This window comes from Kocuria sabuli (assembly GCF_040981185.1).
GTDB classification, from domain to species: Bacteria; Actinomycetota; Actinomycetes; order Actinomycetales; family Micrococcaceae; genus Kocuria; species Kocuria sabuli.
In genome coordinates this window covers 1-24,651 of the sequence record NZ_JAVHZE010000002.1, presented here as the reverse complement: position 1 = coordinate 24,651, position 24,651 = coordinate 1, and the positions used below count along the sequence as shown (strand labels likewise).

Genomic DNA, 24,651 nt, shown 5'->3' with positions numbered 1-24,651 from the left:
ACATGCGAGTTCCTTTGTCATGGCTGCGCGAGCACGCCCCCGTCCCCGCGGACGCGACCGCCGAGGACGTCCTGGCCACCCTGGTCACGGTCGGCCTCGAGGAGGAGGGCGTCCACCGGCCCACGGACGAGCTCAAGGGCCCCGTCGTCGTGGGCCAGGTGCTCAGCAAGGAGCCGGAGACCCACTCCAACGGCAAGACCGTCAACTGGTGCACCGTGCGCGTGGTCCCCGAGGGCCAGGAGCAGACCCTGACCGGCAAGGGCATCGACCCCTCCGGGGTGCAGGGCGTGATCTGCGGGGCGCACAACTTCGAGGTCGGGGACAAGGTCGTGGTGACCCTGCCCGGCGCCGTGCTGCCCGGGGACTTCCGGATCTCGGCCCGCAAGACCTACGGCCACACCTCCGCGGGCATGATCGCCTCGGTGCGCGAGCTCGGCATCGGCGAGGACCACGACGGCATCCTCGTGCTCTCGACCCTCGGCCTGGACCCGGAGCTCGGCGCGGACGCCCTCGCGCTGCTCGGGCTCCACGACGAGGCCGCCGAGATCAACGTGACCCCGGACCGCGGCTACGCGTTCTCCGTCCGCGGCGTGGCCCGGGAGTACTGCCACGCGATGCACGAGCCCTACACGGACCCGGCCGACGCCGTGGCCGCCCGGGTGCCCGCCCCCACCGCGGACGGGTTCCCCGTCACGGTCGACGACGACGCCCCCATCCACGGCAACCCCGGGTGCACCCGCTTCGTGGCCCGCACGGTGACCGGCATCGACGCGACCGCCCCGACGCCCCCGTGGATGTCGGCCCGGCTGCGCCTGGCCGGGATCCGCTCGATCTCCCTGCCGGTGGACGTCTCCAACTACGTGATGCTCGAGCTCGGCCAGCCGCTGCACTTCTACGACCTCGGCAAGCTCACCGGGGGCATCGTCGTGCGCCGGGCCGCACCGGGGGAGACGCTCACCACCCTGGACGGCAGGCAGCGCGCCCTGGACGCCGAGGACCTGCTCATCACGGACGGCTCCGGGCCGATCGGCATGGCCGGGGTCATGGGCGGGGCCGCCACCGAGGTCTCGGACGGCACCGTCGACGTCCTCGTGGAGGCGGCCCGCTTCGACGAGGTCTCCACCGCCCGCACCACCCGCCGGCACCGGCTGCCCTCGGAGGCGTCCAAGCGCTTCGAGCGCGGCGTCGACCCGCAGATCGCCCCGGTGGCCGCCCAGCGCGCCGTCGAGCTGCTCGTGGAGCTGGCCGGCGGCACCGCCGGGCCCGGGGGGACGGACGTGGACACGACCACCGCCCCGGAGCCCATCGAGCTGCCCTGGGACCACGCGAGCCGGCGGGTGGGCGTGGACTACACCGCCGAGCAGGTCGTCTCGGTCCTCACCGAGGTCGGCGCGCAGATCACCACCACCGACGACGGCTGGCGCGTCGTGCCGCCCACGTGGCGCCCCGACCTCGTCGCCAAGGAGGACCTGGTCGAGGAGATCGCCCGCCTCGTCGGCTACGACACCATCCCGTCACGGCTGCCCGTGGCCCCGCCCGGGCGCGGACTGACCGCGGAGCAGCTGGCCCGCCGGCGCGTCGCGGACGCGCTCGCGGCCGCGGGGCTGACCGAGGTGCTCGCCTACCCCTTCGTCTCGCAGGCCGACAACGAGCTGTGGGGCACCCCGGAGCCCGGTGCCCCGGTGCTCTCCGTCAAGCTGGCCAACCCGATCAGCGAGGCGCAGGGGATGCTGCGGGTCTCCCTGCTCCCGGGCCTGCTCGACGTGCTGCGGCGCAACACCTCCCGCGGCTTCCGCGACCTGGCGCTGTACGAGGTGGGGCGCGTGTTCCGGCCCGTGCAGCAGCTGGTCACCCGGACCCTGCCGCCGCTCGGCGCGCACCCGGGCCAGGAGGTGCTCGACGAGCTGGAGGCCGGTATCCCGGTCCAGCCGCGCCACCTCGCGGCGGTGTTCGCCGGCCAGGACGTGGCCGGGAGCCCCTGGGTCTCCCCGCGGCCCGTCGACTGGCAGGACGCCCTGGACGCCGCCCGGCTGGCCGCCGAGGTCCTGGGCGTGGAGCTGACCGTGCGGCAGGGCACGCACCAGGCCTTCCACCCGGGCCGCACGGCCGTGCTCAGCGCCCCGGACGGGACCCCGCTGGGCTACGCGGGCGAGCTGCACCCGAAGCTGGTGGCCGCCCAGGACCTGCCCGCGCGGACCGTGGCGATGGAGCTGAACCTCAGCTCGCTCATCGGCGCCGAGGTCGACGTCGTGCAGGCGCGTCCCATCTCCGGCTACCCGGCCGCCACGCAGGACGTGGCGCTCGTCGTCGAGGAGTCCGTCCCGGCCGCCGAGCTGCGAGCCGCCCTGGAGGAGGGCGCGGGGGAGCTGCTCGAGGACGTCCGCGTCTTCGACGTCTACCGGGGCACCGGCATCGAGGAGGGCCGGAAGTCGGTCGCCTTCGCGCTGCGCTTCCGCGCCCCGGACCGCACGCTGACCGCGGACGAGGCCTCCGCCGCCCGCGAGGCGGCCGTCGCGGTGGCCGCCGAGCGCCACGGCGCCGTGCTCCGCGGCTGACCGGCCCCGCCCCGCACGGCCCGCTCCCGCACCGGGGGCGGGCTGTGCTCCGTGCGGGGAGCGCGCGGTAACAAAAGCGAACGGCATCGGGGGCGGGTCCGGAACTTCGGTACTGTGGCCCCGGGTTCCCGACCGCCGCCCGGCGACGCGGTCGCCCCCCTTCCCCGACCCCCGTTCCAGGAGTTCAGCATGACCGAGGAGACCACCGACCGCCAGGAGGCGTTCTTCGCCTTCGACGACGAGGGCGACGACGAGCAGGACACCGGGCGCGCCCGCCGGTCGATCGCCTGGAGGCCGACCGCGGTGGGCCTGCTCGGCCTCGTCCTCGGCCTGGTCCTGGCCGTGAGCGCCGCCCTCACCTGGGACGACTCCCGGAAGCTGGCCGGCTACGCGGACCGTTCCTGGGTGATCAGCGGCGAGTACCAGGACATGACCAACGACCTGCAGACCAAGACGTACAACCCCATCTACCGCGGTGCGCTCCCCGCCGACGAGGCCGTCGCCGCGCAGCCCTTCGACTCGGGCCTCGCGGACCCGCGCGTCCCGGAGGCGGGGGAGGAGATCGTCTTCCGCGGGACGCAGACCGGGGCCCGTGAGGGCGACTTCCACCAGGAGGCCGACGCCCTGCTCGCCGTCGAGGACGGCACCCTCCAGGTGGTCGAGACCGACCGGGCCGGCGAGTTCGGCGACGGCATCACCGCCGGCACGATCACGGGCAAGCGGGTCGGGGCCGCCCTGCTGCTGCTCGCGGGCCTCGGCGTCGCCGCGGGCGGGGTCTGGTACGCCCGCCGGCTCTACCGCGACGGGCGCTGAGCCGCCGCCCGGGGCGACAGGGGCCCCCGCCGGACGCATCGTCCGGCGGGGGCCCCTGTCGTTGCGGACGCCGCTCAGGGCAGGGCGGGCAGCTCCGGGCGGAGCAGCCACGCGTCCAGGAGCCCGTCGAGCTCCGCCCAGCGGTGCTGGGGCGCCCACGAGCGCAGGTGCTCGCGGAAGGCCGCGGTGCTCACCCACCCGTTCCGGTGGGCCGAGACCCAGCCGCGGAGCATGGCCCGGAAGGCGTCGTCGCCCAGGGCCTCCCGCAGGGCCTGCACGGTGAGGGCCCCGCGGACGTAGACGACGTCGTCGAAGAGGCGCACCTGCCCGGGGTCGCCGATGACGAGGTCCTGGCGCATCCTGGACAGCGTCCGGTGGGCCTTCTCCGCGTGCCAGCGGGCCGGTCTGCCGCCGGAGGCCTCGGACCAGATCCACTCGGAGTAGGACGCGAACCCCTCGTTGAGCCAGATGTCCTGCCAGGAGGCGAGCACGAGGCTGTTGCCGAACCACTGGTGGGCCAGCTCGTGCGCCACGAGCCGCTGCTCCTCCCACTCCGTGCCGAGCTGGTTCTTGCCGAACACCGAGCAGGCGAAGCACTCGAACGGGTCGTCGAGCGACTCGTCCACGACCACCACCGTGTAGCTCGGGAAGGGGTAGGGGCCGAACCACTCCGAGAACACCTCGAGCATCCGGCCCTGGTCGGCGAAGGTCTTCTCCGCCTTCTTGCGCCGCTTCTTGGAGCACACCAGGTGCTGCGGGACGCGGGAGCCCGTGAGCTCGCTGCGCCCGTACGGCCCGATCTGCACGGTCGCCAGGTACGGCGGCAGCGGCACCCGGGACGTGTAGACCCAGTGGCGCTCGCCGTCGCGCTCCACCACCGAGTCCAGCTCGCCGTGGACCACCACCTCGTAGTCGGCGTCGGCGTGCACGCTCACCCGGTAGGTCGCGCGGTGGGAGGGGTGGTCCACGCAGGGGAACCACGTGGAGGAGCCGGTGGGCTGCCCGGCGACGAGCACGCCGTCGTCGAGCTCGCCCCAGCCGATCTCGCCCCAGGGCCCGTCCAGCGACTCGGGGTAGCCCTCGTAGGCCACGGTCAGCACGAAGGACTCCCCGGCGGCCACGGTGCGCGGCAGGGTGAGCACGAGGCGGCTGCCGCGGTGGTGCACCCCGACCTTGCGGGGGCCGAGCAGGCCGCCGAGGCCGCCGCCGCCGAACCGGGCGTCGGTCACGGCGAGCTCCGTGAGGTCCAGCTCGATCCGGTCCGTGTCCCGCAGGGCGCGGCAGGTCAGGGTGGCCCGCGCCTCGAGGCCGTTGTCCTCGACGTCGTAGTCGAGGTCCAGGTCGTAGTGCTCCACGGTGGCCGCGCAGCACCCGACGAACGGGGTGTAGGGGTCGGGGGCGCCGTCGGCCCCGAGGTAGCGGTGCATCGGTGCCGCGCTCACGGGACGAGCAGCAACTTGCCCTGGGCGGCCCGGGACTGGAGCACCTCGTGCGCCTGCCGCGCCTGCGCGAGCGGGAGGGTCTGCGCGACCCGCACGGTCAGCGACCCGTCGAGCACCGCGTCGAAGAGCTCGCCCGCGCGCCAGTTGCGCTCCTTCTCGTCGAGCAGGTAGTCGTCGAGCTTGGGCCGGGTGACGTAGAGGGAGCCGTGCCGGTTGAGCTGCTGCAGGTCGAACGGGGGCACCTGGCCGGAGGAGCCGCCGAAGAGCACGAGCACCCCGCGCCGGCGCAGCGCCCGGAGCGACTCCTCGAAGGTGTCCTTGCCCACGGAGTCGTAGACCACGTCCGCGCCGCGGCCGCCGGTGAGCTCCCGGACGCGCTCGGCGAAGCCCTCGTAGCCCACGAGCGCGAGGTCGGCGCCCAGCGCGCGCGCCGTCTCCGCCTTGTCCTCCGAGCCCACCAGGGCGACGACCGTGGCCCCGAGCGACTTCAGCAGCTGCACCACGAGACCGCCGACCCCGCCCGCGCCGGCGGTGATCACGGCGACGTCGCCCTCCTGCACCGGGTAGGCGGAGCGGACCAGGTAGTGGGCCGTGAGGCCCTGCAGGGGCAGGGCCGCCGCGACCTCGTCGGCGACACCGGTGGGCACGCGCAGCGCCTTGTCGGCGTCGACGAGGAAGGCGTCCGCGTAGGTACGGATCGCCTGGGACGTGGTGATCCGGTCGCCCAGGGCGAAGTGCTCCACCTCGGAGCCGACCGCCGTGACCACGCCCATCCCCTCGGAGCCCGGCGTGAAGGGGTGCTCCACCGGGTAGACGCCCTCGCGCTGGTAGACCTCGATGAAGTTCACCCCCGCGGCGCGGGTCTCGACGAGCAGCTGGTGCGGGCCGGGCTCGAGGTCCGGGCGCTCGCCGAGGGACAGCACCTCGGGGCCTCCGGCCTGCTCGACCATGACGGAACGGACCATGACGGGTACCTCCTGGGCATCGCGGACGTGAACTGCCCTCATCGTAGGCACGGACCGCGGTCCCGCTCTGCCCGCGGCGGCCCTGCGGGAGTAGCGTGTGCACAAGAGGGGGCAGGCAATGCTCCCGTCACCATCGAGGTTTGCGTCCGGGAAGCGTAGATTCGGGGGACAGGGCCGTTCCGGGGGGAAGCAGCGGACGGCCGAACGGGAACGAGTCCCGGGGTGCCGCGCCGCGCTCCCCGGCACCAGGACATCTCCCGTCGGGCCGCGGTTCCACCCCGTTGCGGTGCATAATTATTGAACACTATGCATAACTTTGAGCTAGAGTGGGCCGTATGACGTTCAGCGCAGCAGTGTCAGGGGCATCCGGGTACGCCGGGGGCGAGGTCCTGAGGATCCTCGCCGGCCACCCGCAGATCGAGATCGGGGCCGTGGGGGCCCACTCCAACGCCGGCCAGCGGCTGGGGGAGCTGCAGCCGCACCTGCACTCCCTCGCCGACCGGGTGCTCGTCGACACCACGGTCGAGAACCTGGCCGACCACGACGTCGTCTTCCTGGCCCTCCCGCACGGCGCCTCGGCCGCGATCGCCGCGCAGCTGCCGCCGGAGACCGTGGTGATCGACGCCGGCGCCGACCACCGGCTGGACTCCGCCGAGGAGTGGGACCAGTTCTACGGATCCGCGCACGCCGGGACCTGGCCCTACGGGCTGCCCGAGCTGATCGTCGACACCGAGGGCGGCCGTCAGCGCGAGCAGCTCCGGGGCGCCACGCGCATCGCGGTGCCGGGCTGCTACCCGACCAGTGTCCTGCTCGCGCTGGGCCCCGGCTTCGCGGCCGGGCTCCTGGAGCCCGAGGACGTCGTGGTCGTCGCGGCCTCGGGCACGTCGGGCGCGGGCCGGGCCGTCAAGCCGCACCTGCTCGGCGCGGAGGTCATGGGCTCGATGTCCCCCTACGGGGTCGGCGGGGCCCACCGGCACACCCCGGAGATCGAGCAGGGCCTGTCCAAGGCCGCGGGCGAGCGCGTGCGGATCTCCTTCACCCCCACGCTGGCGCCCATGCCCCGGGGCATCCTCACGACCGCCACCGCGCGGATCGCCCAGGGCGTGAGCGCGGCCGAGCTGCGGGAGGCCTGGGAAAGCGCCTACGTGACGGAGCAGTTCGTCACGGTCCTGCCCGAGGGGCAGTGGCCGGCGACGAAGTCGGTGGCGGGGTCCAACCACGCCCAGCTCCAGCTCGCCCTCGACCCCCGCGCGGGGCGGGTGGTCGTCACGTGCGTCATCGACAACCTCGTCAAGGGCACCGCCGGCGGTGCCGTCCAGTCCATGAACCTCGCCCTCGGTCTGCCGGAGGACACCGGCCTGAACCTCCAAGGAGTCGCACCGTGAGAACGTATCCGTCCCAGCAGCCCGCCGGCACCCTCCAGGTGGACACCGGCCGCGGGGTGGCCGCCGCCCAGGGCTTCCGCGCCTCCGGCACCACGGCGGGCTTCAAGGAGTCCGGCGGGCCGGACCTCGCCCTCGTCGTCAACGACGGACCGCAGCACCACGTCGGGGCTGTCTACACGACCAACCGGATCTCGGCCGCGCCGGTGCAGTGGTCCAAGGCCGCCACCGCCGACGGCCGGGCCGCCGCCGTGGTCCTCAACTCCGGCGGGGCCAACGCCTGCACCGGGCCGCAGGGCTTCCAGGCCTCCCACCGGACCGCGGAGCTCGTGGGCGAGGCGCTGGGCGTCGGAGCCGGCGACGTCGTGGTGTGCTCCACCGGGCTCATCGGCCTCCAGCTGCCCATGGACGTCATGGAGCGCGGCCTGCCCGCGGTCGTCGGGGCCCTGGGCCACGACGACGAGGCCGGGGCCGCCGCCGCCCGGGCCATCATGACCACCGACTCCGTCTCCAAGCAGGCCGCCTACGTCCGCGACGGCTGGACGGTCGGCGGCATGGCCAAGGGCGCGGGCATGCTCGCCCCCGGCCTGGCCACGATGCTCGTGGTGCTCACGACCGACGCCGAGCTCTCCTCGGACGCCCTGCAGTGGGCCCTCGAGGACGCCGTCAAGGTCACGTTCAACCGCACCGACTCCGACGGCTGCATGTCCACCAACGACACCGTGGTCCTCCTGGGCTCGGGCGCCTCCGGGGTCACCCCGGACGAGTTCGAGTTCAGCCAGGCCGTGACGGCGGTGTGCCACTCGCTGGCCCAGCAGCTGATCACGGACGCCGAGGGCGCCTCCCACGACATCGCGATCACCACGGTCAACGCGGTGACCGAGAAGCAGGCGGAGGACGTGAGCCGCGCCGTGGCCCGCTCCAACCTGTTCAAGGCGGCGATCTTCGGCAACGACCCCAACTGGGGCCGCGTCCTGTCCGCCGTGGGCACCACCGACGCCGCGTTCGACCCGGACAAGCTCGACGTCACCATCAACGGGGTGACCGTGTGCCGCAACGGGGCGATCGGCGACCCGCGCGAGGGCGTGGACCTCGCGGCCGACCGGCAGGTGAACGTGCTGATCGACCTCAAGGCCGGTGACGCGGACGCCACGGTGTGGACCAACGACCTCACCCACGACTACGTCGAGGAGAACAGCGCTTACTCCAGCTGACCGGCCCACCGACCACCGCCCCACCGACCGACGGCGCAGGAGAACCATGCCCCACCCCAGTGACCCGACCCGCTACGAGACCGCCCAGCAGAAGGCGGGCACCCTGATGGAGGCCCTGCCCTGGATCCAGCGCTACACCGGGTCCGTGATGGTCTTCAAGTACGGCGGCAACGCCATGGTGTCCGAGTCCCTGCGGGAGGCCTTCGCGCAGGACATGGTCTTCCTGCGCCACGCCGGCATCCGGCCGGTGGTCGTGCACGGCGGCGGCCCCCAGATCAACCGCATGCTGGAGCGGCTGGGCATCGAGTCGGAGTTCCGCGGCGGTCTGCGCGTGACGTCCCGGGAGGCCGTGGACGCGATCCGGATGGTGCTGACCGGGCAGGTCCAGCGCGAGCTCGTCTCGCTGCTCAACGACACGGGCCCGTACGCGGTGGGCCTGTCCGGGGAGGACGCCGAGCTGTTCCGGGCGGTGCGCCGGGGCACGGTCGTGGACGGCGTCGAGGTGGACCTCGGCCACGTGGGCGAGGTCGTCGGCGTCAACGCCGAGCCCATCACCCAGCTGCTCGACGCCGGGCGCATCCCGGTGATCTCCTCCGTGGCCCCCGAGGTCGACGAGCGCGGCCGGCCCACCGGGGAGATCCTCAACGTCAACGCCGACACCGCCGCGGCCGCCGTCGCCGTGGCCCTGCGCGCTGAGCAGTTCGTGGCGCTCACCGACGTCGAGGGCCTCTACGCGAACTGGCCCGACAAGGACTCGCTCATCGCCTCGCTCACCGTCTCGGAGCTGCGCGCCATGCTCCCCGGCCTGCAGGCCGGGATGATCCCCAAGATGGAGGCGGCCCTGCGGGCCGTGGAGGGCGGGGCGCGCCGGGCGTCCATCGTGGACGGGCGCAGCCCGCACACGTGCCTGCTCGAGATCTTCACCGACACCGGCATCGGAACCCAGCTCGTCCCCGACCACGGAGCATCGTCATGACCGCCACCCAGCACGCCACCTCCCGCTACTCCGCGCAGACCGCCCTGCTCGGCGAGTACTCCGACTCCCTGCTCGGCGTCTTCGGCAGCCCGTCGCTGGTGCTCACCCACGGCCGGGGCGCCGTGGTCACCGACGCCGACGGCCGGGACTACCTGGACCTGCTGGCGGGCATCGCCGTCAACGCCCTCGGCCACGCCCACCCCCGCTGGGTCGAGATCGTCTCCCGCCAGCTGGCCACGCTCGGGCACGTCTCCAACTTCTTCACCTCGCCCCAGCAGATCGCCCTCGCCGGGAAGCTGCTGTCCCTGGCCGGGGCGCCCACCGGGTCCCACGTCTTCTTCGCGAACTCCGGGGCCGAGGCCAACGAGGCCGCGTTCAAGCTCGCCCGCCGGCACGGCCACGAGCACCCCGGCCCGGACGGCAGGCCCCGCACCACGGTCCTCGCCCTCGAGTCGGCCTTCCACGGGCGGACCATGGGCGCGCTCGCCCTGACCGCCAAGGAGGCCTACCGGGCGCCCTTCGAGCCCCTGCCCGGGGGGGTCCGGCACATCCCCGCGACGGTCGAGGCGCTCGAGGAGCACCTGGACGGGACGGTCGCCGCGCTCGTCGTGGAGCCCGTCCAGGGGGAGGCCGGGGTGCGGGAGCTGCCCGAGGGGTTTCTGCGGCGGGCCCGGGAGCTCACCCGGGAGCACGGCGCGCTGCTCGTCGTCGACGAGGTGCAGACCGGCGTGGGCCGCACCGGCCGGTGGTTCGCCTCCGCCGCGGAGCTCTCCGGGAACGACCTGCCGGACGCGATCACCCTGGCCAAGGGCCTCGGCGGCGGCTTCCCGATCGGTGCGATGCTCACGGTGGGGGCCGAGGTCTCCGCCCTGCTGGGCGCCGGCCAGCACGGCACCACGTTCGGCGGCAACCCGCCGGCCACCGCGGCGGGCCTCGCCACGGTCACGGTCATCGAGGAGGACGGGCTGCTGGAGCGCGCCCGCACGGTCGGCGCCGTGCTCGGCGACGGGCTGCGGGCGGTGCCCGGGATCGCCGAGGTGCGCCAGTGCGGGCTGCTCATCGGCGCCGACCTGGTCGTCCCGGACGGGGCCGGCGCCCCGTTCGGGCCCGCCGTGGTCGCCGCCGCCCGGGAGGCCGGGTTCATCGTCAACGCCACGGGCCCGGCGACCCTGCGCCTGGCCCCGCCCCTGGTCCTCACCGAGGAGCAGGCCCGCACCTTCCTCGAGGCCCTGCCCGAGATCCTGTCCACCGCCGGCGCCGCCGTCACGGCCCCCGCCGGGGCACCGGCCGACCCCGCTCCGGCCGCCGTCCCACCGAAAGAAGCATGAAGCCCTCCATGACCCCCCGCCACTTCCTCGTCGACACGGACCTCACCCAGCAGGAGCAGGCCGAGGTGCTCGAGCTCGCCCTCGCCCTCAAGGCCGACCGCTGGGCCCACCGCCCGTACGCCGGTCCGCAGACCGTCGCCGTCATCTTCGACAAGACCTCGACCCGCACCCGGGCCTCCTTCTCCGCGGGCATCGCCGACCTCGGCGGCAACCCCCTGGTGATCAATCCGGGGGAGTCGCAGCTCGGCAAGGAGAGCGTGGCCGACACGGCGCGGGTGTTCTCCCGCATGGTCTCCACGATCGTGTGGCGCACCTACGCCCAGGCCGGTCTCGAGGAGATGGCCGCGGTCTCGGACGTGCCCGTGGTCAACGGGCTCTCCGACGACTACCACCCCTGCCAGATCCTCGCGGACCTGCTCACGGTCCGGGAGCACCGGGGCGACCCCGCCGGCCTGACCTTCGCCTACCTCGGGGACGCTGCCAACAACATGGCCCACTCCTACCTGCTCGGCGGGGCCACCGCGGGCATGCACGTGCGCGTGGCCGGACCGGAGGGCTACCTGCCGGACCCGGAGGTCGTGCGGGCCGCCGAGGAGCGGGCGGCGCAGACCGGCGGGTCCGTGCGGGTGACCACCGACCCCGCCGAGGCGCTCGCCGGCGCGGACGTGGTGTGCACCGACACCTGGGTGTCCATGGGCCAGGAGGCGGAGACCGAGGCCCGGGCCCGGATCTTCACGCCGTACTGCGTGGACGCCGCGGCCATGGCCCGTGCCGATCCCGGGGCGATCTTCCTGCACTGCCTGCCCGCGTTCCGCGGCTCCGAGGTCGCGGCCGAGGTCATCGACGGCCCGCAGTCGGTCGTGTGGGACGAGGCCGAGAACCGGCTGCACGCGCAAAAGGCGCTGCTGGTGTGGCTGATGGCCCGGTCCGGGCACTACGACCTGGCCGCCGGCACCTCCGGCGTGCCGGCATGAGCATCCCCGCGACCAAGACCGCCCGGCAGGCCCGGATCGTCGCGCTGGTGACGGGCGGGGCGGTCCACTCGCAGGCCGAGCTGGCGGCCCTGCTGGCCCGGGACGGGGTGCAGGTCACGCAGGCCACGCTCTCCCGGGACCTGGTCGAGCTCGGGGCCGTCCGCGTCCGGGACGGGTCCGGCGCCCTCGTCTACGCGGTCCCGCAGGCCGGGGCCGACCGCTCGCCCGCCTCCGGGGTCACCCAGGAGGTGCTCGACGCGCGCCTGGCCGCCCTGTGCCGGGAGCTGCTCGTCACGGCGGAGGCCAGCGCCAACCTCGTGGTGCTGCGCACCCCGCCCGGCGCCGCACAGTACTTCGCCTCCGCCATCGACACCTCCGTGCTCCCGGCGGTGCTCGGCACCATCGCCGGCGACGACACGATCATGGTCGTCTGCCGGGAGCCGGACGGCGGCGAGGCCGTGGCCCACCGCTTCCTGGAGCTCGCCGACTGATCCTCGGTGCGCGTGCGCGGCCCCTGCCTGCGGTCCGCTGCCGCGCTACCGGGCCGGGTACTCCTCGAGCACCGCGAGGAGGTCGGTGCGCTCGAAGACGCGGGCGAAGTCGGCCGCGGAGTGGGCACCGGCCGTCTGCGAGGCGCCGGCCTCGAGCAGGGCGCGTACGACGGCCTCGTTGCCCCGGAAGACGGCGCTCATCAGCGCCGTCTGGCCGTTGTCGTTGACCCGGTCCGGATCGGCACCGGCCCCGAGCAGGGCGGCGACGGTGTCCTCCTGCTGGTGGTACGCGGCGAGGATCAGCAGGGTGTCGCCCTTCCCGTTGGTGAGGTTGACGGGGACACCGGCCTGCACGGCCGGCAGCAGCTCCTCGGTGCGGCCCTCCCGGGCCATGTCGAACAGGGAGACCACGTAGGCCATCTCCTCCTCGGTCAGCTGCGGTGCGGGCTGGTCCTGGGGCTGCTGCGGGTTCTCGGTCACGGTCTGTCCTTCGTGCTCGGCGGGTGGGTCCTGCCAGGCAGTTTATCGAGGTCCGCGGCGCGGGCAGGAATCCCCGATACCCGAGTCTTGACGTTGCAGTAACCGACTGGCACGCTCGTGTGACACGGCTCACGCCGTGCTCGTTCCTCGTGCCGGTGCCCGTGCACCGGGGATCCGGAGTCCCCATGACCAACCTCGCCACCCTCCTCACCGACTCGGCCGCGGCGGCCCCCGGCGCACGGGCCGTCCTGCTCGACGACAAGGTCCTGACCTACGGGGCCCTCGACGACCTCTCCGCCCGCGTCGCCTCGATGCTCTCCTCCAGCGGCATCCGGCCCGGGGACCGCGTGGCGATGATCCTGCCCAACGTGCCGCACATGCCGATCGCCTACTACGGGATCCTGCGCACGGGCGGCGTCGTCGTGCCGCTCAACCCCCTGCTCAGCCCCCGGGAGCTGGCCTACCACTTCCAGGACGCCGAGGTCTCGCTCGTGCTCGTGTGGGAGGCCATGGCCGAGGCCACCCGGACCGCGATCGCGGACCTGGACCGGGAGGTCCCCGTGGTCGAGGTCACCGCCGCCGGGACGCTGCAGAGCCTCGGCCAGGTGCCGCCGCTGCCGGAGCTCGTCGACCGGGCCGACGACGAGGCCGCCGTGCTGCTCTACACCTCCGGGACCACGGGGCGGCCGAAGGGCGCGGTGCTGACCCACCACAACCTGCGGGCCAACGCGGAGCTGTCCGCGAGACTCTTCGACACGAAGCCCGGGGACGTCATGTTCGGCGGGCTGCCCTTCTTCCACGTCTTCGGCCAGACCGTGGCGCTCAACAGCGTCATCGGGGCCGGGGCCACCGTCACGCTGCTGCCGCGCTTCGACCCGGCGAAGGCCCTGGAGATCCTCGTCCGCGACGAGGTGACGATCTTCGCCGGGGTGCCGAGCATGCACATCGCGCTCCTGCACGCCGCCGGCGAGGGACCCGTCGAGGTGCCGCACCTGCGGGCCGGCGTGTCCGGCGGCTCGCCCCTGCCGGTGGAGATCCTCGAGCGCTTCGAGAAGGTCTTCGGGGCCCCGATCTACGAGGGCTACGGCCTCTCGGAGACGTCCCCGGTCGTGTGCTTCAACCAGGAGGAGGACGGCCGGAGGCCGGGCTCCATCGGCACCGTGGTGCGCGGGGCGCAGCTGCGGGTCGTCGACGACCAGGACGAGGACGTCCCCGTGGGGGAGATCGGCGAGCTCGTGGTGGCGGGGGAGTACGTGATGGCCGGCTACTGGCGCAATCCCGAGGCCACCGAGGCGGCGGTCCGCGACGGCTGGTTCCACACCGGCGACCTCGCCCGGGTGGACGAGGACGGCTTCTACTACATCGTGGACCGGAAGAAGGACATGGTGCTGCGCGGCGGCTACAACGTGTACCCCCGGGAGGTCGAGGAGGTCATCTACCAGTTCCCCGGCATCGCGGAGGCCGCCGTGGTGGGAGTGCCCGACGAGGCGATGGGCGAGGAGGTCGCGGCGGTCGTCGCCTTCCACGACGTCCCGGAGGCCGAGACGGACGCGAAGCTCGACGAGCTCGACGCCTTCGTGCGCGAGCGCGTGGCCAAGTACAAGCACCCGCGCTACTACAAGGTGGTCGACGAGCTGCCCAAGGGGCCCACCGGCAAGATCCTCAAGCGGACGCTGGACCTCGAGGGCGCCGGGCGCCGCGCCTGACCCGGGCACGCGGAAGGGGCCGGCCGCGATCCGCGGCCGGCCCCTTCCGTCGTCCCTGCCGGCACGCCGCCGGCCCGGTCCCCGGGGCCCCGCGCGGGGCCCCGGGGGCGGGGATCAGTTGGACATCATCGCGGGGCTCGCCTGCTGGGGCTCCCGCTCCACGACCACGTGCTCGTTGGGCACGCAGTGGGTCATGGTCAGGCCCTCGACGTCGCGCGGGCCGTTGTTGCCGAGGTTGGCCACGCGCTGCAGCTCCTCCTCGGACAGGCGCTGCGTGGGCAGCGGGGCCAGGTCCTTGACGTCCTCGAGGGAGACGCCGACGCCGTCACCCACACGCTGGCCCAGCTCGTCCTCGACCATGTAGAAGTGCCAGACCATCCGCTCCTGGATCGGGCGGTCGCACTGCGAGAGGGCGCCGACCAGGTTGGCGATCAGCTCCTCCTTCTCCCAGTCCTCCTGGAGCTGGAAGCGCTCGCCGGCCTGCTTGTAGTCGTTGGTCCGCTCGATCCGCGCCTGGGTGAGGCGGCCGTTGATCTCGGGGCCGACCGACGAGTGGAAGCCCTCGTCCTTCGGGGTCTCCTGCACGCCGCCGGTGATGGACGGCTCGTAGTTCACGTGCGGGTTCTGGCCCGGGGCGTGGTCCACGTGGTAGGCCATCTGACCGTCGCGCTGGTTGGTGGCGACCTTGGCCTTCGGCGCGTTGACCGGCAGCTGCAGGTAGTTCGGGCCCACGCGGTAGCGCTGGGTGTCCGAGTACGAGAAGGTGCGGCCCACGAGCATCTTGTCGTCGGAGAAGTCGAGGCCGTCCACCAGCACGCCGGTGCCGAAGGCGATCTGCTCGTTCTCCGCGAAGAAGTTCTCCGGGTTGCGGTTGAGCACCATGCGCCCGACCGGCTTCGGCGGGAACAGCTCCTCCGGCCACACCTTGGTGTCGTCCAGCGGGTCGAAGTCCAGCTCGGGGTGGTCGTGGTCCTCCATGACCTGCACCTGCAGCTCCCACTCGGGGTAGTCGCCGGCCTCGATCGCGTCGTAGAGGTCCTTGGTGTGCGAGCCCAGCGTCTGGGCCTGGATGTTCGCCGCGTCCTCGGAGGTCAGCGACTTCACACCCTGCTTCGGGATCCAGTGGTACTTCACGAGCACGGACTCACCGGCCGTGTTGACCCACTTGTAGGTGTTCACGCCGAAGCCCTGCTGGTGGCGGTAGTCCGCCGGGATCCCGCGCGGGGAGAACAGGATCGTGATCATGTGCATCGCCTCGGGCGACTGGCTCCAGAAGTCGAAGGCGCGGTTGGCGACCCCGGCCTCGAAGTTCACGGGGTCCGGCTTCTGGGAGTGGATGAAGTCCGGGAACTTGATCGCGTCACGGATGAAGAAGATGCCGAGGTTGTTGCCGACGAGGTCCCAGTTGCCGTCCTCGGTGTAGAACTTCACGGCGAAGCCGCGCGGGTCGCGGGCGACCTCGGAGGAGTCGCGGCCGCCGGCCACGGTGGAGAAGCGCAGGGCGACGTCGGTGCGCTTGCCGGGCTCCTGGAAGAGCTTGGCGCGGGTGTACTTGGCGATGGGCTCGTCGCCGTACTGGCCGTAGGCCTCGAAGTAGCCGAACGCGGTGGTGCCGCGGGCGTGGACCACGCGCTCGGGGATGCGCTCGCGGTCGAAGTGGCTCATCTTCTCGAGGAACGCGTAGTTCTCGAGGGTCGCGGGGCCGCGGGAGCCGATGGTGCGGGTGTTCTGGTTGTCGTAGACCGGGTGGCCCTGGCGCGTGGTCAGGGTCTGGTCGGGAACGTTCGTCATGGGGTTCCTCTCGGGGTAGGGACCGGATGTTCGGGCGGACCGGGGCGCGCGCGCCCCTGCCTGCCAGGGTGTGCTCATCGGTGAGGACGACACCTGTCGACCAGTATGTCGGATGCGCGGGGCTATTGCTAGTGATTCATAATTGCGGAGTGGTGCGCCGTGTCGGTGCAGGTGGGGGCGTGTCCAGGCGCTTCAGGGCTCCCGGTCGGCCGCGCTCGGGAAGTGCGGCGGGGGCAGTGGAGTCGATCCGCCGGTTATGCATAAATACAAGTTGACGTGTATAGTCATGCACAGAAGGCGGGGCCACGCCGTGGCGCCCGGACCACCGACGAAGGAGAGAACCGTGACCGAGCGCGTTGTGCTGGCCTACTCCGGAGGCCTCGACACCTCCGTGGCCATCGGCTGGATCGGCGAGGCGACGGGGGCCGAGGTCATCGCCGTGGCCGTCGACGTCGGACAGGGCGGCGAGGACCTCGAGACCATCCGCCGGCGCGCCCTGGACTGCGGGGCCGTCGAGGCCTACGTGGCCGACGCCCGCGACGAGTTCGCCGCGGAGTACTGCATGCCCGCGCTGCAGGCCAACGCCCTGTACATGGACGCCTACCCCGTGGTCTCGGCGCTGTCCCGGCCCGTGATCGTCAAGCACCTCGTGGCCGCGGCCCAGCGCTTCGGCGCCTCGACCGTCGCCCACGGCTGCACCGGCAAGGGCAACGACCAGGTCCGCTTCGAGGTCGGCATCCAGACGCTGGGTCCGGAGCTCAAGTGCATCGCCCCGGTGCGCGACCTCGCCCTGACCCGGGACAAGGCGATCGGCTACGCCGAGAAGCACAACCTGCCGATCGCGACCACGAAGAAGAACCCCTTCTCGATCGACCAGAACGTGTGGGGCCGCGCCGTCGAGACCGGGTTCCTCGAGGACATCTGGAACGCCCCCACCAAGGACGTCTACGACTACACGGACGACCCCACCTTCCCGCCCCCCGCGGACGAGGTCGTGATCAGCTTCAAGGGTGGGATCCCCGTGGCCATCGACGGCCGGCCCGTCACCCCGCTGCAGGCCATCCAGGAGATGAACCGCCGCGCCGGCGCCCAGGGCGTGGGCCGGATCGACATCGTCGAGGACCGGCTCGTGGGCATCAAGTCCCGCGAGGTCTACGAGGCCCCCGGCGCCATGGCCCTCATCGCGGCGCACCGGGAGCTCGAGAACGTCACGATCGAGCGCGAGCAGGCCCGCTTCAAGCGCACGGCCACCCAGCGCTGGACCGAGCTGGTCTACGACGGCCAGTGGTTCTCCCCGCTGAAGAACTCCCTGGACGCCTTCATCCAGGACACCCAGAAGCACGTCGACGGCGACATCCGGATGACCCTGCACGGCGGCCAGGCCACGGTCACCGGACGCCGCTCCAACACCGCGCTGTACGACTTCAACCTGGCCACCTACGACGAGGGCGACGCGTTCGACCAGTCCCAGGCCCGCGGGTTCATCGAGCTGTTCGGCATGTCCTCGAAGGTCGCGGCGTCCCGCGACCAGCGCCTCGCGGCCGAGAGCCGGTAGGCCGAGGGCGAGCACACCCGCAGCACGTAGGCTCGTCCCAGCAGGAACGGGCACGACGACGGAGGGCCCCATCCCGGCGGTGGGGCCCTCCGCGCACGCCGGCAACCGCAGGGCCGGCCACCGCACGGCCGGCAACCGATCGAGGAGAGACATGGCGCAGCACGACAAGCACGGGACCAACGAGGGGGCGCTCTGGGGCGGGCGCTTCGCCGGCGGCCCGGCGGACGCCCTCGCGGCCCTCAGCCGGTCGACCGACTTCGACTGGCGCCTGGCGCCCTACGACATCGCCGGCTCCCGCGCCCACGCCCGGGTGCTGCACACGGCGGGCCTGCTCAGCGGCGACGAGCTCGAGGGCATGATCTCGGCCCTCGACCGGCTCGAGGCCGACGTGCGCTCCGGGGCCTACGCCCCCGCCCCCTCGGACGAGGACGTGCACGGCTCCCTGGAGAAGGGCCTGATCGAGCGGGCCGGGCCCGAACTCGGCGGCAAGCTGCGCGCGGGGCGCTCCCGCAACGACCAGATCGCGACCCTCGGGCGGATGTACCTGCGCGACCACGCAGCCATCATCGCCCGCAACGTGCTCGACGTCGTGCAGGCCCTGCTCGACCAGGCCCGGGCACACCCCGAGGCCCCCATGCCGGGGCGCACCCACCTCCAGCACGCCCAGCCGGTCCTGCTGTCCCACCACCTGCTGGCCCACGCCTGGGCGATGCTGCGCGACGTCCAGCGCCTCGTCGACTGGGACGCCCGCGCCGCGGTGTCCCCCTACGGCTCCGGGGCGCTCGCCGGGTCGTCCCTGGGCCTGGACCCCTCCGCCGTCGCCGCGGAGCTGGGCTTCGACTCCGCCGTGCACAACTCCATCGACGGCACGGCCTCGCGCGACGTCTACGCCGAGTTCTCCTGGGTCACCGCGATGATCGCGGTGGACATGTCCCGGATCTCCGAGGAGATCACCACGTGGGCCACCAAGGAGTTCTCCTTCGTCACGCTCGACGACGCCTTCTCCACGGGGTCGTCGATCATGCCGCAGAAGAAGAACCCGGACATCGCCGAGCTCGCCCGCGGCAAGGCCGGGCGGCTCATCGGCGACCTCACCGGACTGCTCGCCACGCTCAAGGGCCTGCCGCTGGCCTACAACCGGGACCTGCAGGAGGACAAGGAGCCGGTCTTCGACGCGATCGACCAGCTCGAGGTGCTGCTCCCGGCCGTCGCCGGGATGATCGGCACGCTCGACTTCAACACGCAGCGCATGGCCGAGCTGGCCCCGCAGGGCTTCGCCCTGGCCACGGACGTCGCCGAGTGGCTCGTGCGCCAGGGGGTGCCCTTCCGGGACGCCCACGAGATCGCGGGGGACGCCGTGCGGGTCTGCGAGCAGCGCGGGATCGAGCTGTGGGACCTCACCGACGCCGAGTTCGCACAGATCTCCGCGCACCTGGACCCGGACGTCCGCGAGGTGCTCACGGTCGAGGGCTCGCTGGCCTCCCGCAGCGCCCAGGGCGGCACGGCCCCGTCCGCCGTGGCGGCCCAGATCGAGGAGCTCGAGCGGCAGGTGGCCGAGGTCGCCGGGTTCTCGCGGCGCTCCCCGATCGTCGAGGGGTGAGCCCCGGCGTGCCCGTGGACGAGGCGGAGCTGCTCGCGCTGCTGTCGCGGCCGGCGCCCGAGGTGGCGCCGCGCCTGCTCGGTGGGTTGTTCGGGCACCGCAGCGAGGAGGGCGGCGTGGTCCTGCGGATCACGGAGGTCGAGGCCTACGGCGGGCCGGCGGGCTCCGACCTCCCGGACCCCGGCGCGCACACCTGGGGCGGGCGGACCGCGCGCAACGCCTCGATGTTCGGCCCGCCCGGTCACGTCTACGTGTACTTCACCTACGGGATGCACCACGCGGTCAACGTCGTCTGCCGGCCGGAGGGCACGGCGGGCGGGTGCCTCGTCCGTGCCGGTGAGGTCGTCGAGGGCGTCGAGCTGGCCCGGGCGCGCCGGGCACGGGGCCGGACCGGCCCCGTGCCCGACGCCGCACTGGCCCGCGGCCCCGGCAACCTCGCCAAGGCGCTGGGCATCGACCTGCGCCACGACGGCGCCGTGCTCGCGGCCGGGGACAGCTCGGCCGCCCCGGGCTTCTTCCTCGTCCCGGCACCGGAACCGGCGCCCGCCGCCTCCGGCCCGCGCACCGGGGTGTCCGGACCGGGAGGGACGGCCGAGTTCCCGTGGCGGTGGTGGATCGCCGGCGACTCCTCCGTCTCCCCGTACCGCCCCGCGGTCCGCCGCCGCCGCTGACGCCCACCGCGGCACGGGACGGATAGCATGAGGTGCGTGAGCGAATCCGTCGAGCAGATGATCGAGCGCCTGTGCGTGAAGATCCCCGACTACCCGGAGCCCGGCGTCCTCTTCCGGGACCTGACGCCCCTGTTCGCGGACGGAGCCGGCCTCCGGCGGACCACCGACGCCCTGGTCGACGCCTTCCGCGGCCAGTTCGACTACGTGGCCGGCATCGAGGCGCGCGGCTTCCTCATGGCCGGCGCCGTGGCCTACGCCGCGGGCGTGGGCCTGATCCCGGTGCGCAAGGCGGGGAAGCTGCCGCGCGAGACCTTCCGCGAGGAGTACGTCCTGGAGTACGGCTCGGCGGTGCTGGAGATCCACACCGACGACGTCCCCCGCGGCGCACGGGTGCTCGTGCTCGACGACATCCTGGCGACCGGCGGCACGCTCGGGGCCACCGCCCAGCTGCTGCACCGCGCCGGACTGCACGTGGCCGGCTTCGGGCTGATCATGGAGCTCACCGACCTGCGGGGCCGGGCCCGGCTCGGCGGCCACCGCGTCCGCGCCCTGTACCGCGTCTGACCGGCCCCGTCGTCGCCCGCGTTGCTCCTGTTACGCGGCGCTCGGTCGCGCGACCGGAGGATCGTCGTGCGTACCGGTAGACTCGTTGGTCTGTTCGATCCGGAACGAGGTGTCCACCCATGGCAGAGACCGTCGCCACGATGGCGGCCGAGCAACTTGCTGTCGAGCGCGCGTACGTCGCGAAGCTCTACGACCGGCTCGACGAGCTGCGGGCCGAGAAGACCGCGGAGCTCGCAGCCGTGCACCGCAGCGAGTCGGCCGGCAACCACCAGAACCGCGCGGAGCGCGACGCGTTCGCGTCCCACTACGAGGACCGCCTCGCCCAGCTGGAGGCCGTGGACCACCGTCTGGTCTTCGGCCGGCTGGACACGCACGAGGGCGACCGGCGCTACGTCGGCCGCATCGGCCTGGCCACCGAGGACCACCAGCGGCTGATGGTGGACTGGCGCGCCCGGGAGGCCGCCGCGTTCTACCAGGCCACCGCGCAGAACCACATGGGCGTCCGCCGGCGCCGGCACCTGATCCTGGAGGGCCGTGAGGTCGCCGCCCTCGAGGACGACGTCCTCGATCCGGAGATGCTCGACGACGAGGGCGTGCTCCACGGGGAGGGCGCCCTGCTCGCGGCGCTGAACCAGAAGCGCACCGGGCGGATGTCCGACATCGTCGCGACGATCCAGGCCGAGCAGGACAAGATCATCCGCGCCCCGCTGCCGGGTGTGCGGGTGGTGCAGGGCGGACCCGGCACCGGCAAGACGGCCGTGGCGCTGCACCGGGCCGCGTTCCTGCTCTACGAGCACCGGGAGCGGCTGCGCAAGGCCGGTGTGCTGATCGTGGGCCCGTCGTCGTCGTTCCTCTGGTACATCGAGCGGGTGCTGCCCGCGCTGGGGGAGACCGGCGTGGTCATGTCCTCCCTCTCGGAGCTCTTCCCCGGCGTCTCCGCCGCGCCGGAGCGGGATCCGCTGACCGCGCGGCTGAAGTCGGGTCTCGACATGGTCGAGGTCGTCGCCCGTGCCGTGCGCGACCGGCAGAAGGTCCCGGTGCAGGCGCAGGTCCTGCGCGTGGACACCCACCGCGTGACGCTGACCCCGCGGATGGTCAAACGCGCCCGGGACAAGGCCCGCGCCACCGGCAAGCCGCACAACGAGGCGCGCAACACCTTCGTGAAGATCGTGCTGCGCGAGCTCACCGAGCAGCTCGGCGAGCACCTGAACACCACGAGCGGCAACGTCATGGACCGCTCCTACCTCGCCGAGGACATCCGGCAGGCCCGGGACGTGCGGATCGCCCTGAACCTCGCGTGGATGCCGCTGTCCCCCCAGACGCTGGTCGACCAGCTCTTCAGCAAGCGGCACTACCTCGAGTCCGCCGCCCCGCACCTGGACCCCGCGCAGGTCGACGCGCTCCTGCGCCCGGCCGGTGCCCCGTTCACGGTCGCGGACGTGCCGCTGCTCGACGAGGCCGCCGAGCTGCTGGGCGACTTCCACGCGGCCGGGGTGCGCCGGCGGGCCGAGTCGGAGCGCGAGCAGCGCAAGGCCACGGACAACGCCGAGCACGCGCTGCAGAACATGCACCAGAGCCTCGAGGACGTCGGGGCGGACGGCATCGTGACCGCGGCCCAGCTCACGGACTTCAACGCGGTGACCCAGCACCGCATGACCGCGGCCGAGGCGGCCACCGCCGACCGCACGTGGGCCTACGGGCACGTGGTGGTGGACGAGGCCCAGGAGCTCTCGCCCATGCAGTGGCGGGTGCTGATGCGCCGGTGCCCCATGAAGTCCTTCACCGTGGTCGGGGACATCGCCCAGGCGGGCTCGGCCACGGCCGCGCACAGCTGGCGCGACGCCCTCGAGCCGTTCGTGGGGGAGCGCTTCGTCCTGGACGAGCTCACCGTCAACTACCGCACCCCCGCGGCGATCGCGGAGGCCGCCGTCGACGTCGCCCGCGCCGCCGGCCTGGAGATCTCCGCGCCGCGGGCCGTCCGGGACGGCGAGCCCCCGATCGTCACCCGGGTCGGCGCGGCGGACGCGGCCGGTGCCGTCCTCGACCAGGTCCGGACCGAGCTCGAGCTCGTCAACGGCGGGCTGGTGGCCGTGATCGTGCCCGAGGACCGGGTGCGGGAGCTCGGCACCGCGCTGGCCCGGGAGCTGCCCGGACTGGTCGGCGCCGGGGTGCGCCGCCTCGACCGGCAGGTCGTGGTGCTCTCCGCCTGGGACGCCAAGGGCCTGGAGTTCGACTCGGTCGTGGTGCTGGAGCCGCAGGCGCTGCTGAAGGAGGTCGGCGGCGGGGTGGGCAACCTCTACGTGGCCATGACCCGCCCCACCCAGCGTCTGCGCGTCGTGGCCTCCGGCGAGCTGCCGGCCGGCCTCGACCGCTTCTGATCCCGGCCCCGGGCCGGGGCGCGGACGGGACGCCCGTCCGCGCCCTGGTACCTTGGAATCCGTGTCGAACGCTATTGATCTGAACTCCCAGCACAACGACCCGGCCTTCGCCAACATCTGGCAGGAGCTGCGGTGGCGAGGGCTGGTGCACGTGTCGACCGACGAGGCGGCGCTCGAGGCGTCGTTGTCGGAGGGGGAGCTCACCTACTACTGCGGGTTCGACCCCACCGCCGCGTCCCTGCACCTGGGCCACCTGGTGCAGCTGCTGCTCATGCGCCGGCTCCAGCTGGCCGGGCACCACCCGATCGGCCTGGTGGGAGGGTCCACCGGCCTGATCGGCGACCCCCGGCAGAGCTCCGAGCGGATCCTGAACTCCAAGGAGACCGTGGCGCAGTGGGTGGAGCTGCTGCGCGGGCAGGTCGAGCGGTTCCTGTCCTTCGAGGGCGAGAACCGGGCCGTGATGGTCAACAACCTGGACTGGACCTCCCAGCTGTCGGCGATCGACTTCCTGCGCGACATCGGCAAGCACTTCCGGGTGGGCACGATGATCAAGAAGGAGATCGTCGCCAAGCGCCTGCACTCGGACGAGGGCATCTCCTACACGGAGTTCAGCTACCAGATCCTGCAGGGCCTGGACTACCTGAACCTCTACCGTGACCACGGCTGCACCCTGCAGACCGGCGGCTCCGACCAGTGGGGCAACCTCACCTCGGGCACGGAGCTGATCCGCAAGGTCGAGGGCACGGCCGTGCACGCCATCGGCACTCCGCTGATCACCAACTCGGACGGCACGAAGTTCGGCAAGTCCGAGGGCAACGCCGTGTGGCTGGACCCGGAGCTCACCTCCCCGTACGCCTTCTACCAGTTCTGGCTCAACACCGCCGACGCCGACGTGGTGGACCGGCTGAAGGTGTTCACCTTCAAGTCCCGCGAGGAGATCGAGGAGCTCGCCCGGCGCACCGAGGAGGAGCCCTACAGGCGCGAGGCCCAGAAGGTGCTCGCGTGGGAGGTCAACTCCATGGTCCACGGCGTCGAGGCCACCGAGAAGGCGATCGCGGCCTCGGCCGCCGTCTTCGGCCGCGGCGAGCTGGCGGACCTGGACGCCGGGACGCTGGAGTCCGTGGCGCGGGAGCTGCCCGGTGCCAGTGTCGGGGCCGGCCGGCTGCAGGTGGCGGACCTGCTCGTGGCCACCGGGCTGTCCGAGTCGAAGTCCGCCGCGCGGCGCACCCTCAAGGAGGGCGGGGCCTACGTCAACAACCAGAAGGTCCTCGGCGAGGACGCCGAGCTGGCTCCGGACCAGCTCCTGCACGGGCGGTGGGCGCTGCTGCGCCGGGGCAAGAAGAACCTGGCAGCAGTCACCGTCGAGGCCTGAGCCCCGACCCGCCGGGGGCCCGCGCCCCGTCCCGGGCCGCGTTTGCGGGCCCCCGGACGGAGGTGTAATGTTCATCGAGTCGTCGCGCGGGGCCGAGAGGCCGGCGGACGAAACCACCGCAAAGAGCAGCTCGGCCCCGTGCCGGGCCAAGTTCATGCGGGATCGACCGTTCCGGTCGGTCCGGACCGGGGCGATGTCCAGTTGACACGCCGGGAACGGACTGCGTAGGATGGTCGAGCTGCCTGAGGCCGGGAACGAAGTTCCGAGGACGAGGGTGGGAAAGAATTTCACGAGTTTCGGGGCCTTGGGTGGTTCTGGTTCTTGGTCTGTTGTTTGAGAACTCAATAGTGTGCCATGTTTGTTGATACCAAATGTTTTGTTTGGTTGATGGGAT

Annotated in this window: 19 protein-coding genes; 15 read left to right on the top strand and 4 right to left on the bottom strand. The window is 72.8% G+C overall.

All coding sequences use genetic code 11. From position 1 onward, the window contains the following. Positions 1–2: 2 nt before the first annotated feature. The gene (pheT, locus tag RE027_RS02345; RefSeq protein ID WP_368806636.1) at positions 3–2,555 is read left to right on the top strand and encodes a phenylalanine--tRNA ligase subunit beta; all 2,553 of its coding nucleotides are present in this window, start codon (positions 3–5) and stop codon (positions 2,553–2,555) included. A 189-nt stretch (positions 2,556–2,744) separates the two neighbouring features. After that, the gene (locus RE027_RS02340; RefSeq protein WP_368806635.1) at positions 2,745–3,368 is read left to right on the top strand and encodes a hypothetical protein; all 624 of its coding nucleotides are present in this window, start codon (positions 2,745–2,747) and stop codon (positions 3,366–3,368) included. A 74-nt stretch (positions 3,369–3,442) separates the two neighbouring features. Here the strand turns inward: RE027_RS02340 and RE027_RS02335 are convergent, their stop codons facing one another. Then, positions 3,443–4,810 (bottom strand): M1 family metallopeptidase, encoded by a 1,368-nt coding sequence (locus tag RE027_RS02335; protein WP_368806634.1) that lies wholly within the window; start codon positions 4,808–4,810, stop codon positions 3,443–3,445. After that, the gene (locus RE027_RS02330) at positions 4,807–5,775 is read right to left on the bottom strand and encodes a quinone oxidoreductase family protein (RefSeq protein ID WP_368806632.1); all 969 of its coding nucleotides are present in this window, start codon (positions 5,773–5,775) and stop codon (positions 4,807–4,809) included. The genes RE027_RS02335 and RE027_RS02330 overlap by 4 nt, the downstream gene beginning before the upstream one ends. A 335-nt stretch (positions 5,776–6,110) precedes the next feature. Here RE027_RS02330 and argC point away from each other — a divergent pair, with 335 nt between their 5' ends. Genes argC through RE027_RS02300 form a run of 6 tightly spaced genes read left to right on the top strand, consistent with a single transcriptional unit; the run spans position 6,111 to position 12,140 of the window. Next, positions 6,111–7,160 (top strand): N-acetyl-gamma-glutamyl-phosphate reductase, encoded by a 1,050-nt coding sequence (gene argC / locus RE027_RS02325; RefSeq protein WP_368806631.1) that lies wholly within the window; start codon positions 6,111–6,113, stop codon positions 7,158–7,160. Next, positions 7,157–8,371: a bifunctional glutamate N-acetyltransferase/amino-acid acetyltransferase ArgJ gene (gene argJ / locus RE027_RS02320; protein ID WP_368806630.1), complete on the top strand. Its 1,215-nt coding sequence runs from the start codon at positions 7,157–7,159 to the stop codon at positions 8,369–8,371. Before argC ends, argJ begins: the two co-directional genes overlap by 4 nt. Positions 8,372–8,417: 46 nt before the next feature. Beyond that, positions 8,418–9,347, top strand: a complete 930-nt coding sequence (argB, locus tag RE027_RS02315) for an acetylglutamate kinase (protein WP_368806629.1) — start codon at positions 8,418–8,420, stop codon at positions 9,345–9,347. Next, on the top strand, positions 9,344–10,675 hold the full coding sequence (locus RE027_RS02310) for an acetylornithine transaminase (protein ID WP_368806628.1): 1,332 nt from the start codon (positions 9,344–9,346) through the stop codon (positions 10,673–10,675). Before argB ends, RE027_RS02310 begins: the two co-directional genes overlap by 4 nt. A gap of 8 nt (positions 10,676–10,683) precedes the next feature. Continuing rightward, positions 10,684–11,649 carry an ornithine carbamoyltransferase gene (gene argF, locus RE027_RS02305; RefSeq protein WP_438612406.1) on the top strand — a complete coding sequence of 322 codons (966 nt, stop codon included), beginning with the start codon at positions 10,684–10,686 and terminating at the stop codon, positions 11,647–11,649. After that, complete coding sequence (locus RE027_RS02300) at positions 11,646–12,140, top strand: arginine repressor (RefSeq protein WP_368806626.1); 495 nt, start codon at positions 11,646–11,648, stop codon at positions 12,138–12,140. Before argF ends, RE027_RS02300 begins: the two co-directional genes overlap by 4 nt. 45 nt (positions 12,141–12,185) lie before the next feature. Here the strand turns inward: RE027_RS02300 and RE027_RS02295 are convergent, their stop codons facing one another. Then, positions 12,186–12,620: an ankyrin repeat domain-containing protein gene (locus RE027_RS02295; RefSeq protein ID WP_368806625.1), complete on the bottom strand. Its 435-nt coding sequence runs from the start codon at positions 12,618–12,620 to the stop codon at positions 12,186–12,188. Between the two features lie 185 nt (positions 12,621–12,805). On the opposite strand from RE027_RS02295, the gene RE027_RS02290 reads away from it, so the two are divergent. Further along, entirely contained in the window at positions 12,806–14,326 is a 1,521-nt protein-coding gene (locus tag RE027_RS02290) for a long-chain-fatty-acid--CoA ligase (RefSeq protein WP_368806624.1), read from the top strand. A gap of 114 nt (positions 14,327–14,440) precedes the next feature. Here the strand turns inward: RE027_RS02290 and RE027_RS02285 are convergent, their stop codons facing one another. Next, positions 14,441–16,117, bottom strand: coding sequence for a catalase (locus RE027_RS02285; RefSeq protein ID WP_368806623.1), 1,677 nt, complete (start codon positions 16,115–16,117; stop codon positions 14,441–14,443). A 343-nt stretch (positions 16,118–16,460) separates the two neighbouring features. Here RE027_RS02285 and RE027_RS02280 point away from each other — a divergent pair, with 343 nt between their 5' ends. The 6 genes from RE027_RS02280 to tyrS all read left to right on the top strand — a co-directional run bounded on the left by RE027_RS02280 (position 16,461) and on the right by tyrS (position 24,257). After that, a complete protein-coding gene (locus RE027_RS02280; RefSeq protein WP_368806622.1) occupies positions 16,461–17,672 on the top strand; it encodes an argininosuccinate synthase in 1,212 nt (403 codons plus the stop codon). 151 nt (positions 17,673–17,823) lie between these two features. Then, positions 17,824–19,272, top strand: a complete 1,449-nt coding sequence (gene argH / locus RE027_RS02275) for an argininosuccinate lyase (RefSeq protein WP_368806621.1) — start codon at positions 17,824–17,826, stop codon at positions 19,270–19,272. Further along, complete coding sequence (locus RE027_RS02270) at positions 19,269–19,943, top strand: DNA-3-methyladenine glycosylase (protein WP_368806620.1); 675 nt, start codon at positions 19,269–19,271, stop codon at positions 19,941–19,943. The genes argH and RE027_RS02270 overlap by 4 nt, the downstream gene beginning before the upstream one ends. A gap of 57 nt (positions 19,944–20,000) precedes the next feature. Then, entirely contained in the window at positions 20,001–20,507 is a 507-nt protein-coding gene (locus RE027_RS02265; RefSeq protein WP_387919686.1) for an adenine phosphoribosyltransferase, read from the top strand. A gap of 119 nt (positions 20,508–20,626) precedes the next feature. After that, positions 20,627–22,885 (top strand): HelD family protein, encoded by a 2,259-nt coding sequence (locus RE027_RS02260; protein WP_368806618.1) that lies wholly within the window; start codon positions 20,627–20,629, stop codon positions 22,883–22,885. Between the two features lie 61 nt (positions 22,886–22,946). Continuing rightward, the gene (gene tyrS, locus RE027_RS02255; protein WP_368806617.1) at positions 22,947–24,257 is read left to right on the top strand and encodes a tyrosine--tRNA ligase; all 1,311 of its coding nucleotides are present in this window, start codon (positions 22,947–22,949) and stop codon (positions 24,255–24,257) included. The last annotated feature ends 394 nt before the right edge of the window (positions 24,258–24,651 follow it).

What these genes read in the sequence shown, in the direction of transcription:
- argC (WP_368806631.1), top strand. Translation starts at nt 6,111, where the DNA reads ATGACGTTCAGCGCAGCAGTGTCAGGGGCATCCGGGTACGCCGGGGGC.
- argH (WP_368806621.1), top strand. Translation starts at nt 17,824, where the DNA reads ATGGCGCAGCACGACAAGCACGGGACCAACGAGGGGGCGCTCTGGGGC.
- RE027_RS02260 (WP_368806618.1), top strand. Translation starts at nt 20,627, where the DNA reads ATGGCAGAGACCGTCGCCACGATGGCGGCCGAGCAACTTGCTGTCGAG.
- RE027_RS02290 (WP_368806624.1), top strand. Translation starts at nt 12,806, where the DNA reads ATGACCAACCTCGCCACCCTCCTCACCGACTCGGCCGCGGCGGCCCCC.
- RE027_RS02330 (WP_368806632.1), bottom strand. Translation starts at nt 5,775, where the DNA reads ATGGTCCGTTCCGTCATGGTCGAGCAGGCCGGAGGCCCCGAGGTGCTG.
- RE027_RS02310 (WP_368806628.1), top strand. Translation starts at nt 9,344, where the DNA reads ATGACCGCCACCCAGCACGCCACCTCCCGCTACTCCGCGCAGACCGCC.
- RE027_RS02300 (WP_368806626.1), top strand. Translation starts at nt 11,646, where the DNA reads ATGAGCATCCCCGCGACCAAGACCGCCCGGCAGGCCCGGATCGTCGCG.
- pheT (WP_368806636.1), top strand. Translation starts at nt 3, where the DNA reads ATGCGAGTTCCTTTGTCATGGCTGCGCGAGCACGCCCCCGTCCCCGCG.
- argF (WP_438612406.1), top strand. Translation starts at nt 10,684, where the DNA reads ATGACCCCCCGCCACTTCCTCGTCGACACGGACCTCACCCAGCAGGAG.
- RE027_RS02265 (WP_387919686.1), top strand. Translation starts at nt 20,001, where the DNA reads ATGATCGAGCGCCTGTGCGTGAAGATCCCCGACTACCCGGAGCCCGGC.
- RE027_RS02340 (WP_368806635.1), top strand. Translation starts at nt 2,745, where the DNA reads ATGACCGAGGAGACCACCGACCGCCAGGAGGCGTTCTTCGCCTTCGAC.
- argB (WP_368806629.1), top strand. Translation starts at nt 8,418, where the DNA reads ATGCCCCACCCCAGTGACCCGACCCGCTACGAGACCGCCCAGCAGAAG.
- RE027_RS02285 (WP_368806623.1), bottom strand. Translation starts at nt 16,117, where the DNA reads ATGACGAACGTTCCCGACCAGACCCTGACCACGCGCCAGGGCCACCCG.